The following is a 19,513-nucleotide window of genomic DNA, read 5'->3' as shown; positions in this document are numbered from 1 at the left end:
ATTAATCATTTGTGTTAAATAAAACATATAGTATTAAAAAATTATTTAAAGACTTCTTTAAAAACAGCTTTTCGGTAAATTCCAGTAACAATTGTAAGAAGAACTACTTGGACTATTATAAATACCAAACTTAACTGCATAGCATGTTTTGTTATCGGAGTATTAATAGTTTGGTTAAGAAGAAATATACCAAACCACATATAGATAAACGCTAGTATAAATGGTAGCATTAACATAAGTGAAACTTCTTTCAATAAAATGTTGGACAAATCTCTCTTTGATAAGCCCATTTTGACAATACCTGCAAAACGCTTACACTCTCTGTCAAGCTCGGTATATAGTTTAAAATATATAAGACTTGCTGCTGAAAGAAGAAACACTAAACATAGTAAAAAACCTAGGTATAAAGAAAGATTTTTTCCCTGCTTTTCAACTTGATATAATGTTGCAGATCCCAATAAACCTAAATCGGATCCATCACCTTCTACAACTGTCCACTTATGATTTAATTTTTCAAATTTTTTATACTCCGAATTATCAGTATTCCAATCTTTAATCTCATATCCAAACATGTGAGTTACAGGAAGTTTTTTTGATTTTTCAACGCTTTTATAGTTCGCATCACTTATTACATATACTTGTGAAAAATACCCTGTAGTTATAACACATGTATCAGCTTTTCCAGATATTTCTAACTTATTATTAGTACTATGTTCTAAATTTTGTCTGATTTTATTATCAATTTGCAAGTTTGTATTATAGTTATTACCTGGAACAAGGTAAACCCTTGAATCATCAAGGTCTACTTCCGTTTTTCCTGTAAGACTCATTGCATTATTATAATCCTTTTGCGAAATAACCCCGCTTCTATCACCAATCGTTAAAAAATCAAATGAGGCTTTTTTATATCCCTCTTTATCTTTAAGTATATTTTCAATTTCTTTTAGATGATCGTTAGTTTTTTCAGGGCTGCCTCTATCAACGTAAAGATACGCAATCGGTTCATCTTCTCTTGCGATTTCTTCTACATTTTTACTAAGTCCCGTTAAAGCCACAATTGCAAGGAACGAAATCATGTACAATACACAAACAAGCATCATAACCTGAGAGTTAGATCCGTTTTTTAAAGAAATTCCTGAAATTGTTATCATGTTTGCACTGCGAAAATATAATTTTCTCCTTTTGATAATATTAAGGAATCCACCTAGTACTTGGTTGAATAAAAAGTATGTTCCAACAATTAAAGCTACAATCATTAGGTAAGTACCGGACGATGAGTCGCTTGAATTCTTATAAAACACAAATAGCGATACCCAAGCAATAATACCTATAATAGTTAAAAGCAGATTGAACTTAGCAGGCTTTTCACTAGCATTTTCTGCATGTAAAAGTTTAACTATATCTTTTCTCCTAATCATATGTGGAATTAATAACGAAACAACCAAAAATAGTAATAAAAATAATAAAAATGTAACTGCTATTGGAACTAAAGGAAAATACATATTAAAATCTTCTACTTTTACAACTTTAGCAGATAGCATTAAGAAAAATTTCGCAAAAACAATTCCGAAAAAAATACCATTTATTATTGATAATATTCCTATTACCATATTTTCTAGAAATATTATTTTATTTAACTGTTTTTTTGATGTACCTAAAATTGTTAAAAGTCCAAATTGTTTCATTCTGGCTTTCAAAAACGAATTGAGTGAATACGTAATAAACATAAATGCAAAGCAGTAAACGACTACATTTCCTACTCCCATAGTCAAACCTAAAGTGGAGCCACTATCAATGACAGATAGGTTCGGATGGAACAAAGATACAGCGAATGAGAAGAACACAAACACTGAACAAGTACAGCTCAAAAAGTAAGCAAGATAAGTCCTTTTTGAACGCATCACATTATTCCATGCGAAATTAAATAAAGTCACGATCGTCACCCCCTAAGAAGGCCATCGTGTTTAGAATCTCTTGATAGAAAACTGATTGTAAATTATTTTTGTAAAGTTCCTGATATAGCATACCGTCTTTTATTATTAATACCCTGTCACAAAAGCTTGCAACGTAAGCATCATGAGTTACCATCAGAATTGTTGATTGATGTTTCTTATTTAACTCTGTGAAGAGATTCATAACATCTTTGACTGATTTAGAGTCCAAATTACCTGTGGGTTCATCTGCTAATAATAAAGAAGGGTTATGTACGACTGCTCTTGCAATTGCACAACGTTGGGCTTGTCCCCCTGAAATTTCAAACACTCTTTTATTTAAAATCTTACCTATTCCAAGGAATTCAGCAGTTTCATTTGTAAGTTTTTTCATTTCATTAATTGGTATTCCCTCAAGTGTAAGAGGAAGCATAATATTTTCTCCTACGGTTAGAGTGTTAACTAGATTGAAATCTTGAAAAATAAATCCTAGTTCAGTTCTTCTAAAACTAGCAAGTTTGTCATCTCCCATGCTGTGTGGTTCTTGATCGTTTATAATAACTTTTCCACTCGTTGGTGAATCCACTGTTGAAATAACATTAAGTAGTGTAGATTTTCCACTTCCAGATGGTCCCATAATTGCTGTAAACTCGCCTTTTTCTACTTCAAAATTAATATTTTTTAGTGCCTGATATGGTAATTTTCCATCATAAATTTTTTCTATTTGATTAACTTTAAGTACTTTCATCTATTTAATCCTTCCTTTTTTTCTTTATTATAATAATAAAATATAAAAGAAAAAATCTACTAACATTACAAAAGGTGACATAGATGTCACCTTTCTCCTTGGAATGTAATATTAAACATGGTTCCTTTACCTTTAACAGAAGATACTTTAATTCCATGTCCAAGATAATCAAGTACTTCCTTTACCATATATAGCCCCATTCCTGTTGATTCTCCTTTAGACTTCCCGTTTGAACCTGTGAAAAATAGGTTGTAGATTCTAGGAAGGTCGGAGTTATCGATGCCTAAGCCTTCATCTATAACAAAAAGATTTACTGTATTATTTTTGTATTCAGCTGATACAGTTATGCTTCCTTCTTCTTCACTGTATTTAATTGCATTGCTGAGCAACTGGTATAATACAAATTCCATCCACATCACATCAGTGTATACATACGGGTTTTCTTCCATTTGAATTTTAGGATATATTGATTTTTGTAAAAATAATGTTTTTAAATCATTGACAGCATGCTTAGCTAAGTCTTTAAGAGAGGTCTTCTCTATATGAAAATCATGTTCCATACTGCCGATTTTATATATATTCAATAACTGTACTAGTTGGTGATTTAACCTCTCAGTTTCATAAGTAATTCGCTGATAATCATCTTCCAACTTATGATTTTGAGATATTAGTTGTATGACAGAGATTGGTGTCTTCATTTGGTGTACCCATCTATTGCTCATGACTTCAAATTTTTTACGTTCTAATTTCAAACTGTTAATTTCATTGAGGTATGATGTGCGGTAATGTTTTTGGGAATCGCTGTAGGCTTGAGATAGTGAACTTTTGGGATCTATTAGGATAGAATCTTCTATGTTAACTTTTGGTTCTTCTAGTGCATGATAAAGCTCCCTTGTTCTATAATAACGAATCCCTAAAAAACATAATAATATAAACAGTCCTAAAAAGCCCATATATAGTACATTTGTAAATTCCTCACTCAGATATTTTAACCCAATATATATAAAGGCAAATTCAACTGTATAAAATATAAAGATCCAAATATGATCTTTTATGAATAAATTAAATTTATACTTCATTTTCTTTCTCCATACGGTAGCCAATACCTCTAACTGCTTTTACTGAAATGTTTGAACCCACTTCTTCTAATCGTTTACGAACACGACTTATATTGACATTTAATGTATTTTCTTCTACAAATTCATCTGTATCCCAAAGTTCATCTAAAAGAAGTTTTCTTGGTACTACCTGAGGGTATGCTTCAAAAAATAACTTTAATACAGCAACTTCATTTTTAGATAGGTTTACACTTTTTTCCCCTCGATGTAGCATAAGTGCTCGTGGAGAAAGATTACAATCTACACAATAAATATCATCATCTTTATTTTCTGCATATGATCCATAGACTCTCCTTAACTGAGCGTTTATTTTTGCTGTGATTATCTCAAATGAAAATGGTTTAGTAATATAATCATCTCCGCCGCTTTCCATTCCAAATACCTGTGCAGAATTTTCATTTTTTGCAGATATAAATAAAATAGGGCACTTAGAAGTTTTTCGTATCATTTGGCACCAATGAAAACCGTCAAATACAGGAAGATTTATATCCATAAGTACTAGATGAGGATCAATTACATAAAACTCATCCATTAGATTTTCAAAGTTCTCACAGCATATAACATCGAACCCGTATTTTTTTAAATGACCGCTTAGGAGTTCTGCAATTCCTATATCATCCTCTACGATCCAAATTTTATAATTCATGATAAATCGCCCCTTTCTAATAGATAGTTTTTCCAATGGTTTATAGTTCTAATCATTATAAATTTTTTACTATCACTATTATATAGGAAAATAGATAGTTAATTAAATAATTATTTGATATTTTAATTTTTTTTTTATATAACAAAAATGTAAGAATACTGTCATAGACCAAAATTGTTTAAATAAAATATTATTTGTAATATAGATATGAAATTAAAATAACTAACTTAGGAGGAATTATGAAAAGATTAGATTCGTTTACTTTAAAAATATTAGCAATTATAACTATGACGCTAGATCATGTATACACATACTTAGGAGGAGCGGGTATAAATATTCCCATTTGGTTTGGATATTTAGGTAAGATAGCAGCTCCAATATTTTTCTACTTAATAGTTGAAGGTTTCTTTCACACTAGAAGTAGAAAAAAATATTTAGAAAGATTAGCAGTATTCGGGATAATTATGATTGGAGTAGATAAGTTACTAGGTATTCATAACAATATATTCCTATCACTGACATTATCAGTTGCAATAATGATGCTAATTGAATACTTTAAAACGTCAGGTTCAGCAACTAAAAAAATAATTTCAATTATTGCATTAATAGTTTTAGGTGGAGCATACATGTTTACTGAAGGTTCAATATTTGGTCTAGGTATGACTTTAATTTTTTACTTTTTAAAAGAAAAAAAAATACCAATGGCGATTGTCTACGTACTATTTAGCTTATGCCAAGTAATAGAAAATTTAAGTTCACCTGAGATGTATGATCAAATATTTATTTACGATTATCAATGGATGATGGTTTTCGCTATATTACCTATTTTAATGTACAACGGAAAGCTTGGTTTGAAGAATAAGTTTACAAAGTGGATGTTTTATATTTTCTATCCAGCACATCTGGCCGTTATAGTGTTAATAGCTAATCGTATATAGTGAAAATCAATAACAAACAAAAAGGGTTATTCAAGAGAGGTGATAAAAATACTTTTGAAAAGCCCTATATTTAACCTAATCAAAAATTATTAAATAATTAATGAATAATATAACTGCTTCTGGATATACTCCAAGATAGTAAAATCATAAAGGGGGCAGTTTGATGAAAAGAAGAAAGATGAGACTAGTAGTTTTAATACTTGGATTAGTATCAGTTATTACTATTATGACTGTTACTATAAGTAGTGATGCTCTTAAAATAAATAATTTATCCAAAAATTATAAAGAAAAGTTAATAAGGTTTCATGTAATAGCAAATAGCGATTCAGATGAGGATCAAGCTCTTAAGTTAAAGGTTAGGGATGAAATAATTTCTTACCTTCAACCTAAGTTAAAAAAATCAAAAAGTATTGAAGAAAGTGAAAAGATAATAAAAAGTGAGTATAGTAATTTAACTAAAATAAGTAAAAATGTTATAGAAAAAAATGGTTATAACTACACTGTTGAAGTAGGTATAACGTACAGTGAATTCCCTACTAAACAGTACTCAAATATGGTTTTGCCTGCTGGCGAATATAAAGCATTAAGGGTAGTTATAGGGAAGGGAGAAGGGCGTAATTGGTGGTGCGTAATGTTTCCTCCACTGTGCTTTGTAGATGAAGAAAGTGGCGTTATTGATAAGGAGACAGATGAGAAGTTGAGGAGTGTTTTAACTGAAGATGAGTATAAGCTTATAACTCAAAAGAGTAAAAGTACTGCAAGTAAGACTAAAATGAAGTTTAAGGTTGTTGAAATAATAGATAAAATAGAAAAATCATTTTAGTTTTAATATGAAATTTAATTATAGCTATCTTTTTTAGAAAATTTATTCTATTTGAAGATAGCTCCTTTATTTTTTTGTTGAAATAATCTATAATTATCATTTAGGTAATAATTTTTAAAATCGACAATAAATTGAAATATCAATAGAATATAGAAATACATATAAAGAAAAATATAAATATCGGTAAATTTCATAAAGAAAACATAACGTAAAAGCAAAGTGGGTGTAGTAAATGAGTGATAAACCTATAGGAGTATTTGACTCGGGATTAGGGGGACTAACAGTACTAAAAGAAATAACTAAAATATTGCCAAACGAAAATATAGTTTATTTTGGAGACACAGCAAGAGTGCCATATGGTACTAGATCCAAAGAGACCGTTATGAAATATACATTTCAAGCAATAAACTTTTTAAAAAGCAAAGATGTTAAAGCTATTGTAATAGCCTGCAACACTGCAACAGCTAGATCTCTAGCAGAGGCTCAGGAACATTACGATATTCCAATACTAGGTGTTATTGAGGCCGGAGCTAGGACAGCAGTTAATACAACTAAAAATAATATAGTTGGTATTATTGGTACAGAAGGTACTATAAGATCGAAAGCTTATAATACAGAGATTGCAAAGTTAAATAAAGAGATAAAAATTGTAGATAAAGCATGTACTCTATTTGTACCTCTAGCTGAAGAGGGATGGGCTAACACCGATGTGGCAAAACTTACAGCTAAAAGATATTTAAAGGAATTAAAGGAGCAGGATATAGACTGTCTTGTATTAGGTTGTACTCATTATCCGATACTTAAGAGAACAATTGGAGAAGAGTTAGGTATGGATATAAAACTGGTAAATCCAGCCAAGGAAACGGCTATGGATCTAAAAAAAATACTAGGAGATCAAGGCATTTTAAATAACGGAGATTTTGAAGATGTAAAATACGAGTACTATGTGTCTGATATACCGGTGAAATTTTCGTCAATAGCAAATGAATTCTTAAAGAAAGAAATAACTGATGTAAATCAAGTAGAAATACAGAAATACTAAATTGTCACGCGATATTTGGAGGAAAGTATTTTGAATGTAAATATAGATATAAGCACAAGACAAGCAATTGGAGATAATGAAGTAGATTTTTTAGAAGTAAAAACCTTAGGTAGAATATACTATAAAAAAGACGGTGTTTATATAGTATATAAAGAAGTTGAAGATGAAATGGAAGTTACTAATACAATTAAAATATTAGATGGGTCAATAAGTATAAAAAAATTTGGGAATGTTGAGTCTCTAATGACTTTTAAAGAAGATTGCCTAACAACCACTAAATATAAGACTCCACAAGGTGTAATATTAATGAACATTAAAACAAATTTTATGTCGATTGATTTTAAAGATGATGACAGTGTAGAGGTAAACTTAAATTATGATATTGAGATACAGGATTTGTTATCTGGCAAAAATGATATAAATATAAAAATTACAAAAGCTGAATAGATACAATTATTTTGAGAAATTAATTAAAAGGTAGTTAAAAAACTACCTTTTAATTAATTTATTTGGTATTATTGTATTTATATAAAACTTTATAATCGTAAAAAACAAGGATTTAAGAGTTTTTTATAGAAAACATACTTAAAAGTTAATAAAAACTAAGTATAAGAGGGATAGATATGGTATTTGAAAAAGTAATGAATACAATAAGAAATCACAATTTGATTGAAAAAGGTGATAAAATCGTACTAGGCATATCTGGTGGACCCGATTCAGTATGTCTATTACACGTTTTGAATAGATTAAAAGAAGAATTAGATATAGAAATCTACGCAGCCCATTTAAATCACCAAATCAGGGGTTTAGAAGCTCAGAGGGATGCATTATTTGTATCTCAACTTTGTAAAGAATTGGGCATTATTTTTTTTGTTAAATCAATTGATGTTCCTAAATACTGTGAAGAAAAAGGGATGTCTTTAGAAGATGGAGCTAGAAAATTGCGCTACGAGATGTTCTATGAAATAAAAGAAAAGACAAAATCAGATAAAATAGCAATAGGGCATAACATGAATGACCAAGCAGAAACGATTCTAATGCGTATTATGCGAGGAACAGGACTTAAGGGTCTAAGAGGTATAGAATACAAGCGAGATGGCTGTTTAATCAGACCGATACTTGATTTAAGTAGGGATGAGATAGAACAGTATTGTGAAAAGTACGACCTTAATCCACGTATAGATCAAACAAATTTAGAGAGTATATACACTAGAAATAAAATAAGACTAGAATTATTGCCTTATATGAGGGATAATTTTAATCCAAATATAATAGAGTCTATAGTGAGAATGAGTAAAAATTTAAAAAATGATAGTGATTTCATAGATAATGAAGTACAAAAAGTATTTAATGACATTTTAGAGAATGGAGAAAATGAAAATTGCATAGAAATAAGTATGCCAATTTATACAAAACTTCACAATGCTATAAAATCAAGAGTAATTAGATATGGTGTTAAAAAAATTCTAGGAGATACTAACTTTATAGATCAAGTACACATTGATGATGTAATGTCTCTAGAAAGTAATTCTAAAATAGATAAAATGATAATACTTCCAAGGGGTATGTTTGCATATAGGAAAAAAGATAGTATAATACTATCAGATAAAGAACTTGTAACTGAGGAAATAGAGTTTTGTTATAATATTCCTTACAACGGCTTTATTAAAATCAAAGATATAAATAAAGTCGTTCAGACAGAGATTATAAGTATAGACAGATATAAAAGCATGAGACTTGGTAAAAATTCTAAAGGATTTGATTTTAATAAGGTAAAGGGAGGGGTAGTAATAAGAAATAGGGAGCAAGGCGATAAAATTAAACTCGCCGTAGGAAGTAAAAAAATTAAAGATTTGTTTATAGATCTAAAAATACCTAAAGATGAAAGATGTAGGATACCTATAGTTCTAGATGAAGTTGGTGTTATGTGTGTAGGTGATTATAGGCTCAGTGAAGATTATAAAATCGACGAGAATACACGAGAAGTCTTAAAAATTACTTTTAACAATTTATAGAAAAAACAACGCGTGAAAGGAGGACTTCTATATTGGATAAGAAATTTAAAGGGTTTGCATTCTATGCGATACTAATTGTGATCATATTTGGGGTTATTCAATTTTATGGCAATACTCCAAAAGAAATCGAAAACCTAAAGTTTTCAGAAGTTTACAGTGAGTTGACGAATAAACATATAAAAGAAATTAATTTTATAAGTGGAACTCAAGTAGAAGGTAAAAGATATAAAGAAGATAAAAATGGAAACATAATAACAGAAAAAGCAAAAAAAGAAGGTGAAGAGCCTAAACCAAAGCTTTTTGAGTTTAAATCATACGTTCCAACAGAGGTTATGGGTGATAAACTAGCTGATGAGGTCTTAGATCAAGCAGAAGCCGGAACATTAAAACTTACTGGGGAGCCACGTCCTACTACACCATGGTTTGTAGAGATGCTGCCAACTATGTTGATACTTTTCCTTATGGTTGTGCTTTGGTTCGTATTTATGAATCAGTCTCAAGGTGGAGGCGGAAAGGTCATGAGTTTTGGTAAGTCAAAAGCCAAAGTTCATAAAGATGATGAAAAGACAAGGGTAACATTTAAAGATGTCGCTGGTCTAGAAGAAGAAAAAGAGGATTTACAAGAGGTCGTAGATTTCTTGAAAAATCCAAGAAAATATATTGAGCTAGGAGCCAGAATACCAAAGGGGATGCTAATGGTTGGACCTCCTGGTACAGGTAAAACATACCTATCAAAAGCTGTTGCAGGAGAGGCTGGAGTTCCATTTTTCAGTATAAGTGGTTCAGACTTCGTCGAAATGTTTGTCGGGGTTGGTGCTTCTAGGGTTAGGGATCTGTTTGAACAAGCTAAAAAGAGTTCGCCAGCTATAATATTTATCGATGAGATAGATGCTGTTGGTAGGAAGAGAGGAGCTGGACTTGGCGGAGGACACGACGAGAGAGAGCAAACTCTTAACCAATTATTAGTCGAAATGGATGGATTTGGTGTAAACCAAGGGATTATAATCATGGCAGCAACAAATAGACCTGATATATTAGACCCTGCACTGCTTAGACCCGGTAGATTCGATAGACAGGTAGTAGTTGGTACGCCTGATGTAAGAGGTAGAGAAGCTATATTTAAAGTTCACTCTAGAAACAAACCTCTTGACGACTCAGTTAAGATGGATGTATTAGCGAGAAGAACACCTGGATTTACTCCAGCTGATATAGAAAACCTTATGAATGAGGCAGCTATATTAACTGCAAGAAAAAGAGAAAAGAAAATAAAAATGGAAACTATAGAAGAGGCCATAACAAAAGTTATTGCAGGTACTGCTAAGAAGTCAAGAGTTATAAGTGAAAAAGAAAGAAGACTTACGGCGTACCATGAGGCTGGCCACGCAATATGTGCACATGTACAAGACAATGTAAGTCCAGTTCATCAAGTTACTATAGTCCCAAGAGGTATGGCTGGTGGATTTACTATGCAATTACCTGTAGAAGATAAATTCTATGCTACAAAGAACGAAATGGAAGAAAATATAGTAGTCTTACTAGGAGGAAGGGTTTCTGAGGAATTAATACTAAAAGATATATCTACAGGAGCTTCTAACGATTTAGAAAGAGTGACTTCAACTGCAAGAGGTATGGTTACTAAATACGGAATGAGTTCTAAACTTGGACCTATGTCATTCGATAGTCAGGATGAAGTGTTCTTAGGAAATAGTTTCTCAAGCACTAGACATTACTCTGAGGCTGTAGCATTTGAAATAGACCAAGAGGTAAAAGAAATAGTAGATGAAGCATACGGAATGACTAAAAAAATATTATTAGATAATATGGATAGACTAGAGTACGTAGCACAGGCGTTACTATTATACGAGACTCTTGATGCAGATCAATTCCTAAAAGCTTTTAATAAAGAATTATCTCTAGGAAGTGGAGAAGAAGCTACTACAGCTGAAACTAACGATAGAGAAGATTCTAAGGATTCTGACTCAAACAAAAAAGTAATAGAATTTAGAAAAAGTGAGATTGATATTTCTTTAGATAAATCAAAAGAAGATAAAACTAGAGATAATAGAGACACTACTAATAATAATGAATCTAATGAAGATGATGATTCAAATAAAGAAGACTAGATAAGATAAATAATAATTAATATTTAGAGTTATATTAAATGTGATACAAAAACATTTGATATAACTCTTTTTTATTTGTCTTTTATGTTGAATTATATTAGAATTTTAATAGACTTAACATGGGGTGGTGGATTTAGTTGGATATAGAAAAAATAAAAAGTAATTTAAAAACTGAGAGTATAGGAAAAAATATAGTTTATTTGGATACAATAGATTCGACTAATGTATACGCGAAGAAAGTTGCAAAAGATAATGAGCACGGTACTCTTATTATTAGTGAAGAACAGACAGCTGGTAAAGGTAGATTAGGAAAAAATTGGGCATCAAATTCTGGAGAAGGCATTTGGATGACCATGATACTTAAACCTAAAATAAAAATACAAAACGCGCCATTTGTAACTTTAGTAGCTGGCGCGGCGGTAGTAAAAGCACTAAATAATTTGGGAATAGATGCTCGTATAAAATGGCCAAACGACATTACCTTAAATAGTAAAAAAATATGTGGTATATTGACAGAGTTATCTGCAGAAAATGAGAGTATAAACTATATTGTGCTTGGAATGGGTATAAATGTAAAAACTCTAGATTTTGATCAAGAATTATCAACTAAAGCAACATCAATATTAAAAGAAGGATTCGATATAGATAGAGAAACTATCATAATTGGTATACTAGAGAATTTTGAAACTATATATAAAGAATATGTTGAAAAAAATGACAAGAGAGAAATTTTAATTTTAAATAGAAAATTCTCAGCAATCATAGGAAAAAATGTATATGTAATTGAGAATAATGAAAGAAAATTAAAGAAATGTCTTGATATTAATGAAGAAGGTAATCTGCTAGTTCAGGATGAACATGGAAATATTACAGAAGTTAATTCTGGGGAAGTATCTGTAAGAGGAGAAAATGGATATGTTTAATAATATTTTAGATGTAAAAGGGCTAAAAGTAGGACAGGTAGAAGATGAAAAAGGTATGACAGGTTGTACGGTGGTTCTATGCGAAGACGGAGCAACTTGTGGTGTAGATGTTAGGGGATCAGCGCCAGGCACAAGAGAGACCGATTTATTGGATCCTATTAACATGGTACAAAAGGTTCATGCGGTAGTTTTATCTGGAGGATCTTCATTCGGACTCGAATCATCTTGTGGAGTAAGCGAATATTTAGAAAAACATAATATTGGGTTTGATGTAGGTGTAACAAATGTACCGATAGTAGTGGGCGCAGTTTTATTTGATTTAGGTGTAGGTGACTGTAAATGTAGACCAGATAAACAAATGGGTTACAAAGCTAGTGAAGTATCCTCTGATAAAGTTTTAAAACAAGGAAATTATGGAGCAGGTTGTGGCGCAACTGTTGGTAAGGTTAAAGGTCAAGAATTCTCCATGAAGGGTGGAATTGGTAGCCACTCTGTTAAATTAGATAACGGTCTTGTAGTATCTGCAATTGTTGCAGTAAATGCCTTTGGAGATATCTATGAAAATGGTAAAATTATAGCTGGGGTACTTGATGATGATAAGAAGACGAATTTAAATAGTTATGATTTGATGAAAAAGGGAGTTTCTAATGGCGGCTTTAGCATAGATAATACAACAATTGGAATAGTAGCTACTAATGCTAAGTTTTCTAAAGCAGATTGTAAAAAAGTATCGCAAATGTCTCATGATGGATATGCTAGATCGATTTTTCCGATACATACTCAACATGATGGAGATACCATTTTTACATTAGCAACAGGGGAGATAGAAACAGATGTTACACTTGTAGGATCATTAGCAGTAGAAGTGGTTGAAAAAAGCATAGTTAACGCAATTAAAAATGCAGAATCCCTTGGTGGAATTGTTTCATATAGAGAATTAGAAGATTATAAATTGAAAACATTATAATTAACGCTAAATATTTATATAAGTAAGTATTAATTAACGTAATTAAGTAGTATTTTATAAAAAAAGTTTTAAATTGCGAAATTTGTACATTAATTGTGAAAAATAAGACAATTAAAATTAAAAGATAAAATAAATAATAATTAAAGTAAAAATAATCAAAAATAAAATTAATTTCGAATAATGGCTCAATTTGGACAAATAACATGTTTTTAATAAATTATTGACAACGAAATATTGAATTGATAAAATTGTTTTGTCTAGCTAGCATTTTAGTTTTCTAAAAGCTTGACTAATGACAAAAGATTTATAAAGAAGATTCAAAAGTTAAAAAATAGTTCGGCATCTTTTCAGAGCTGAAACGGAGGTGTATTTAAAAATGAATACAAATGTATCATCAAGGGGTAAGAATAATTTAAGACAAATGACAGTTATTGGGTTATTATCAGCAGTATCTATAATGTTGTCTATGACACCTTTAGGTTTTATACCTATAGGACCAGTAAATGCTACAATTATGCATTTGCCTGTAATTATAGGAGCAATTATAGAAGGGCCAGTAGTTGGAGCGGCAATAGGATTTATTTTTGGTATGACGAGTTTAATCAGAGCGATTACTGCTCCAACAGTTGTATCTTTCGTATTTATGAATCCAATAGTTGCATTAGTTCCTAGAGTTCTAATGGGAGTACTGTCTTATTATGTGTTCAAATTAATTTTGAAAGTTACAAAAAAGGTATACTTATCTGGGTTTATTACAGGTCTGATTGGATCTTTGATGAACACATGTGGCGTATTAGGACTTGTATATCTTTTATATGCTGATAAATATATGCATGCATTAGGTCTAAGCGGTTCTGGAGGTAAAGTTATATTTGGACTTGCTGTGACTAATGGGATCCCAGAAGCTGTACTTGCAGCTTTAGTTGTTTCCTCAATTGCTGTTGCATTCAAAAAAAGGAAAGAAGGTTAAGAACATGCTTCTAGTATTTGATATTGGAAATACTAATATGGGTTTAGGTGTTTTCAAGGGTAAAAAGCTATTAAAAAATTGGAGAATAAACACAGATAAAGAAAAGACATCTGATGAGTACGGTATACTTATAAGCAGTTTATTTGAAAGAGATGGTTTGGATATAAATTCAGTACAAGATATAATAATATCTTCAGTAGTGCCTAATGTAATGCACTCACTAGAAAATTTTTGTTATAAATACTGTAAAAAGAAGCCTCTTATAGTTGGTCCAGGTGTAAAGACTGGACTAAATATAAAATATGATAATCCAAAACAAGTAGGTGCAGACAGAATAGTAAACGCAGTTGCAGGCATTGAAAAGTATGTCTCACCGTTTATACTAGTTGACTTTGGTACTGCTACTACATTTTGTGCAATATCAGAAAACAATGAGTATTTAGGTGGAACAATAGCACCTGGAATAAAGATATCAAGTGAAGCTCTTTTCCAACAAGCGTCGAAATTACCTAGAGTAGAATTGGTTAAGCCAGGGTTTACAATTTGTAAAAATACAGTAGCTTCTATGCAATCTGGTATAATATACGGCTATGTTGGACTAGTTGATAAGATCATAGACATGATGAAAAAAGAGTTGAATCATCCTGATATAAAGGTAATTGCTACAGGAGGTCTAGCTAATTTGATAGCATCTGAAACCGACAGTATAGATTATGTAGATTCATTGCTTACACTAGAAGGATTAAGAATAATATACGAAAAAAATAAAGAATAGAATTACAGGGAATTGGATTGATATATCTAGTTCCCTTTTTAAAATTATTGAAGGAATTTCTATATGCAATATATAATTTATATGTCTACAAATTAATGAATTGAAATCGTTAGATAGAAGGAAAATTTATTATAGATGTATATATTAAGAATTTAATATAATTTAACTTAGACAATGATGAATACTTTTAGTAAGGAGATAGATATGAAGATAGGAAATGTAGAACTTGGAGGTAGAGTTTTTTTAGCTCCTATGGCAGGAGTTACTGACCTTGCGTTTAGACTTATATGTAAAGAGAAAGGATGTGATTTACTCTATACGGAAATGATAAATGCTAAAGCTTTGTGTTATGATGATGAAAAGACAAAAAAGATGCTAAATATAAGAGATGAAGAACACCCAATCTCAGTGCAAATCTTCGGATCCGATCCAGATTACATGGGTAGAGCTACAGAAATCTTAAATGAATATCCAAATGAAATTTTGGATATAAATATGGGATGTCCTGCTCCTAAAGTAGTAAAAAATGGAGATGGATCAGCTCTTATGAAAAATCCAAAACAAGCTGGTGTAGTATTGAAGGCAGTGGTTAATAATTCGACAAAACCTGTGACTCTTAAAATAAGAAAAGGTTGGGATGATAACAGTATAAATGCACTTGAAATAGCAAAAATAGCTGAGGATGCAGGTATATCTGCAATTGCAGTTCACGGTAGGACTAGAGAGCAATATTATTCAGGAGTTGCTGACTGGGATATTATAAAACAGGTTAAAGAAACAGTAAAAATTCCTGTAATAGGAAATGGTGATGTTTTTGATATAAAAGCTGCAATAAAAATGTTAGACAAAACAGGTTGTGATGCTATAATGATAGGTAGGGGTTCGCAAGGTAACCCATGGATATTTAATCAAATTAATAGCTATTTAGATAGTGGGATAATTGTTCCAGAGCCGAGTGTAGAGGAAAAAATAAGTACTGCTATTAACCACTTGAATTTAGCGTTAGAAGAGGATGGGGAGTATGTAGCAGTTAGGGAAATGAGAAAACATATTGCTTGGTATTTAAAAGGATTAAAAAAATCTGCAAGACTTAGAGATGAAATTAATAAGATTGAATCTTATGAGGAAGTAGTAGCAAAATTAAAACGCTATCTGCAGGATTCCTTGACATAAAAAAGAGAGTGACTTATAATATAGCGGATAAATTATAAAAAATTTTAACAATATAAAAGATTATAACTAATTAAAATAAATTAGGTTTTTCCTAAAGTATGCGAAAGGGATGTGGAGATTATGGTAGATATGAAAGAAACGTTATTAACAGAAGAAGGATATCAAAAGCTTGAAGCTGAGTTAGAGTATTTAAAGGTTACAAAGAGAAAGGAAGTCGCAGAAAGAATAAAGGTTGCTATTTCATTTGGTGATTTATCAGAAAATGCTGAGTATGATGAAGCTAAAAATGAACAAGCACAATTAGAAGAAAGAATAGTTAAGTTAGAGAACATGCTTAGAAAAGCTGTAATAATAGATGAGAGCAAGATAGATCTTAGCGTTGTAACTATAGGTTCTATAATCAAGCTTAAAGATTTAGAGTATGACGAAGAAATAGAATACGCTATAGTTGGTTCAGCTGAGGCAGATCCTTATGATGGCAAAATATCAAACGAATCTCCAGTTGGGCAAGCTCTATTAGGAAGAAGCGTAGGCGAAACAGTCGATGTTCAAGTTCCTGATGGGGTTATAAAATTTGAAATTTTAGATATCAAAAGATAATTAGATAAATTGGAGGTAAAAAATGAAAAACAATGGGCAAAATAATGGAGAATCTGAAGTAAAAGAAAATCTTAGTGAAGTCCTTCAGGTAAGAAGAGACAAGTTAACAGAGTTACAAGAAAATGGTAGAGATCCATTTAAAGAGAGTAGATATGATAGAACTCATTACTCGACCGAAATAAAAGATAACTTTAATGAATTAGAAGGTCAAACAGCAAGAATAGCTGGTCGTATAATGAGCAAAAGAATCCAAGGAAAAGCTGGATTTATAGATATACAAGATCAAAATGGTAGAATACAATCTTACGTTAGAAAAGATGCAATAGGTGAAGAAGATTATAGCTACTTTAAAAAATATGATATTGGAGATATTCTAGGTATAGAAGGAGAGATCTTCAGAACTCAAAAGGGCGAGATATCTATTAAGGCTAAGAGTGTAGTATTACTTAGTAAATCACTACAAATACTTCCAGAAAAATATCATGGTCTAAAAGACCATGAACTTAGATATAGACAAAGATATGTTGATTTAATAGTTAATCCGGAGGTTAAACAGGCATTCTTATCTAGAACTAAGGCTTTAAAAGCTCTAAGAAGCTTCCTAGATGAAAGGGGATTCTTAGAAGTTGAGACACCAATACTAAACACTATTGCAGGTGGGGCTAATGCGAAACCTTTTATAACTCACCACAATACTCTTGATATTCCTATGTATTTAAGAATTGCAAACGAGCTATATTTAAAGAGACTAATAGTTGGTGGTTTTGACAAAGTTTACGAAATGGGAAGAATGTTTAGAAATGAAGGTATGTCAGTTAAGCATAACCCTGAGTATACAGCTATGGAATTATACCAAGCATATGGTGATTATACTGATATGATGGATATAACTGAGAATTTAATTTCTTATATGGCTAAAGAAACTACAGGTAGTATGGTAATTAACTATCAAGGAACTAAAATAGATTTTACACCTCCATGGAAAAGAATGACTATGGAAGAGTGTGTAAAAATGTATACTGGCGTAGATTTCTCAACAATTAATACAGATGAGGAAGCTTTAGCTGTAGCTAAAGAAAAAGGAATAGAATTAACTCCTGGTATGAGAAGGGGAGAGGTTATAAATGCATTTTTCGAGGAATTTGGTGAAGATAAATTAATTCAGCCAACATTTATAACTCACCACCCAGTTGAAATATCACCACTATCTAAGAGAAATGCTGATGATCCTAGAAGAACAGATAGGTTTGAAGCATTTGCTAATAAATGGGAGCTTGCCAATGCATTCTCAGAGTTAAATGATCCAATTGACCAAAGAGGGAGATTTATGGATCAAGAGAGAAAAAGAGAGCTTGGGGACGATGAAGCTTTTGAAACTGATGAAGACTTCTTAAACGCTCTAGAAGTAGGTCTACCTCCTACTGGTGGGCTAGGAATAGGTATAGACAGAGTTATGATGTTATTGACTAATTCTCCATCTATAAGAGATGTATTATTATTCCCTACTATGAAACCAATAGACAATAATAAAGATAATGAAGATGAAGAGTAAAAGTAAAAACAATTATTTAATAAATGTTATTTATGTGTAAATCTATATTAGTAAATAGATTTATAATTTTAAAAGTTATATTATAAAAATATATACTCCTGCGCTAATTTATAATTATTAGAGTAGGAGTATATTTTTATTGTACTAAATATAAAAGTATTATGTGAAAATTAATAGTAAATCGATATATTAATCTAATTTTTAGCAGTTATTAGCATCTATTAATAGACTATATTTTTATAAAACAATAAATCGTTGGAAGTTTTGTGTTTAATTTTATAGTAATTTGAAAGTTTTTATAAAAAATTTTATATAAAAAATGTTTTGTTTTTAGAATCATACAACATTTCTTATAAATTGATATACGTTTTTGGGGGTTGCGACTTTATACTGATAAATTTTAGTAGATGACATTTTATTGTGATACTATTTGAAGGAATTTTTGTAAAGGAAGTTTGAATATAATTAAGAACTGTATATACATGAAAAATAAATAATTGGGTGGAGGAACGGATATGTTTCAATTAATTAATCTATTGTGTTTTTTTTGTGTAAGCTTTTTAGTGCTAGATGTAATGGTTTTTCTGTGTAAAGATACGGTGAATATATTCAATAGCAGTGCAAATGTGAAACGTAAATCTAATGTTAAGGTGGGTGCTACACCAAGAGCAGGTGTTGTAAGTGGACAAAATACAGTAAATTACTATATGGAGAAAGTAGCAAAATAAAAATAAAATTAAGATATTGTTAAATAATTACTAAAAGGTTATACTGTTATTGTATAAGAAATAGGGGGATCAATAACAAAAATATAACCTTTTTTAATTTTTTTAAAAAAAGTTTTAAAAAAGTGTTGACTTAAGATTTATAATTTGATATAGTAATACTTGTCTTCGAAAGAGACGCAAACGAAACAAAGAAAAGCACAGAGATAGTATTGAAAAGAACATTGAAAATTAAACAGTAGGTTAATTTATAAGAAAACAAGAAACAAACCATATAAAGCCAGATATTTTGATAACAATAGTATCTGAGCCATCAAATTTTTTTTGAGAGTTTGATCCTGGCTCAGGATGAACGCTGGCGGCGTGCCTAACACATGCAAGTCGAGCGAACCCCTTCGGGGGAGAGCGGCGGACGGGTGAGTAACGCGTGGGTAACCTACCCTG

Annotated in this window: 18 protein-coding genes and 1 rRNA gene; 15 read left to right on the top strand and 4 right to left on the bottom strand. The window is 30.9% G+C overall.

The genetic code is table 11. The features are described from left to right. Positions 1-41: 41 nt before the first annotated feature. From KQI18_RS10805 to KQI18_RS10790, 4 genes are all read right to left on the bottom strand, one after another. The gene (locus KQI18_RS10805; RefSeq protein ID WP_216467889.1) at positions 42-1,934 is read right to left on the bottom strand and encodes an FtsX-like permease family protein; all 1,893 of its coding nucleotides are present in this window, start codon (positions 1,932-1,934) and stop codon (positions 42-44) included. Next, positions 1,921-2,679, bottom strand: a complete 759-nt coding sequence (locus KQI18_RS10800; protein WP_216467888.1) for an ABC transporter ATP-binding protein — start codon at positions 2,677-2,679, stop codon at positions 1,921-1,923. Before KQI18_RS10800 ends, KQI18_RS10805 begins: the two co-directional genes overlap by 14 nt. Before the next feature lie 86 nt (positions 2,680-2,765). Beyond that, positions 2,766-3,377, bottom strand: coding sequence for a sensor histidine kinase (locus tag KQI18_RS10795; RefSeq protein ID WP_216467887.1), 612 nt, complete (start codon positions 3,375-3,377; stop codon positions 2,766-2,768). Positions 3,378-3,747: 370 nt separating this feature from the next. Continuing rightward, positions 3,748-4,443 carry a response regulator transcription factor gene (locus tag KQI18_RS10790; RefSeq protein ID WP_216467886.1) on the bottom strand — a complete coding sequence of 232 codons (696 nt, stop codon included), beginning with the start codon at positions 4,441-4,443 and terminating at the stop codon, positions 3,748-3,750. Between the two features lie 239 nt (positions 4,444-4,682). Here KQI18_RS10790 and KQI18_RS10785 point away from each other — a divergent pair, with 239 nt between their 5' ends. From KQI18_RS10785 to KQI18_RS10715, 15 genes are all read left to right on the top strand, one after another. Further along, positions 4,683-5,381, top strand: coding sequence for a TraX family protein (locus KQI18_RS10785; RefSeq protein WP_216467885.1), 699 nt, complete (start codon positions 4,683-4,685; stop codon positions 5,379-5,381). A gap of 163 nt (positions 5,382-5,544) precedes the next feature. Beyond that, positions 5,545-6,204, top strand: coding sequence for a stage II sporulation protein R (spoIIR, locus tag KQI18_RS10780; RefSeq protein WP_216467884.1), 660 nt, complete (start codon positions 5,545-5,547; stop codon positions 6,202-6,204). 232 nt (positions 6,205-6,436) lie between these two features. Continuing rightward, entirely contained in the window at positions 6,437-7,246 is an 810-nt protein-coding gene (gene murI, locus KQI18_RS10775) for a glutamate racemase (protein ID WP_216467883.1), read from the top strand. A 30-nt stretch (positions 7,247-7,276) separates the two neighbouring features. Further along, the gene (locus tag KQI18_RS10770) at positions 7,277-7,693 is read left to right on the top strand and encodes a DUF1934 domain-containing protein (RefSeq protein WP_216467882.1); all 417 of its coding nucleotides are present in this window, start codon (positions 7,277-7,279) and stop codon (positions 7,691-7,693) included. A gap of 176 nt (positions 7,694-7,869) precedes the next feature. After that, on the top strand, positions 7,870-9,261 hold the full coding sequence (gene tilS, locus KQI18_RS10765) for a tRNA lysidine(34) synthetase TilS (protein WP_216467881.1): 1,392 nt from the start codon (positions 7,870-7,872) through the stop codon (positions 9,259-9,261). A 32-nt stretch (positions 9,262-9,293) separates the two neighbouring features. Then, positions 9,294-11,384, top strand: coding sequence for an ATP-dependent zinc metalloprotease FtsH (ftsH, locus tag KQI18_RS10760; protein WP_216467880.1), 2,091 nt, complete (start codon positions 9,294-9,296; stop codon positions 11,382-11,384). Between the two features lie 137 nt (positions 11,385-11,521). Next, entirely contained in the window at positions 11,522-12,307 is a 786-nt protein-coding gene (locus KQI18_RS10755) for a biotin--[acetyl-CoA-carboxylase] ligase (protein WP_216467879.1), read from the top strand. Beyond that, positions 12,300-13,274, top strand: a complete 975-nt coding sequence (locus KQI18_RS10750; RefSeq protein ID WP_216467878.1) for a P1 family peptidase — start codon at positions 12,300-12,302, stop codon at positions 13,272-13,274. The genes KQI18_RS10755 and KQI18_RS10750 overlap by 8 nt, the downstream gene beginning before the upstream one ends. 376 nt (positions 13,275-13,650) lie before the next feature. Then, positions 13,651-14,244, top strand: a complete 594-nt coding sequence (locus KQI18_RS10745) for an ECF transporter S component (protein WP_216467877.1) — start codon at positions 13,651-13,653, stop codon at positions 14,242-14,244. Between the two features lie 4 nt (positions 14,245-14,248). Next, positions 14,249-15,019 carry a type III pantothenate kinase gene (locus tag KQI18_RS10740; protein WP_216467876.1) on the top strand — a complete coding sequence of 257 codons (771 nt, stop codon included), beginning with the start codon at positions 14,249-14,251 and terminating at the stop codon, positions 15,017-15,019. Between the two features lie 204 nt (positions 15,020-15,223). Further along, on the top strand, positions 15,224-16,192 hold the full coding sequence (gene dusB, locus KQI18_RS10735) for a tRNA dihydrouridine synthase DusB (protein WP_216467875.1): 969 nt from the start codon (positions 15,224-15,226) through the stop codon (positions 16,190-16,192). 120 nt (positions 16,193-16,312) lie between these two features. Then, positions 16,313-16,792, top strand: coding sequence for a transcription elongation factor GreA (greA, locus tag KQI18_RS10730; RefSeq protein WP_216467874.1), 480 nt, complete (start codon positions 16,313-16,315; stop codon positions 16,790-16,792). A gap of 22 nt (positions 16,793-16,814) precedes the next feature. Continuing rightward, the gene (gene lysS, locus KQI18_RS10725) at positions 16,815-18,344 is read left to right on the top strand and encodes a lysine--tRNA ligase (RefSeq protein ID WP_216467873.1); all 1,530 of its coding nucleotides are present in this window, start codon (positions 16,815-16,817) and stop codon (positions 18,342-18,344) included. A 515-nt stretch (positions 18,345-18,859) separates the two neighbouring features. After that, positions 18,860-19,072 carry a hypothetical protein gene (locus tag KQI18_RS10720; protein WP_216467872.1) on the top strand — a complete coding sequence of 71 codons (213 nt, stop codon included), beginning with the start codon at positions 18,860-18,862 and terminating at the stop codon, positions 19,070-19,072. A gap of 317 nt (positions 19,073-19,389) precedes the next feature. Next, positions 19,390-19,513: ribosomal RNA gene (locus KQI18_RS10715) — 16S ribosomal RNA — on the top strand; the annotation flags it as partial.

It is taken from the genome of Metaclostridioides mangenotii, from assembly GCF_018917235.1.
In the GTDB taxonomy this organism is placed as follows: domain Bacteria; phylum Bacillota; class Clostridia; order Peptostreptococcales; family Peptostreptococcaceae; genus Metaclostridioides.
The sequence above is the reverse complement of the archived record's forward strand: the minus strand, read 5'-3'. Positions and strand labels throughout refer to the sequence as shown.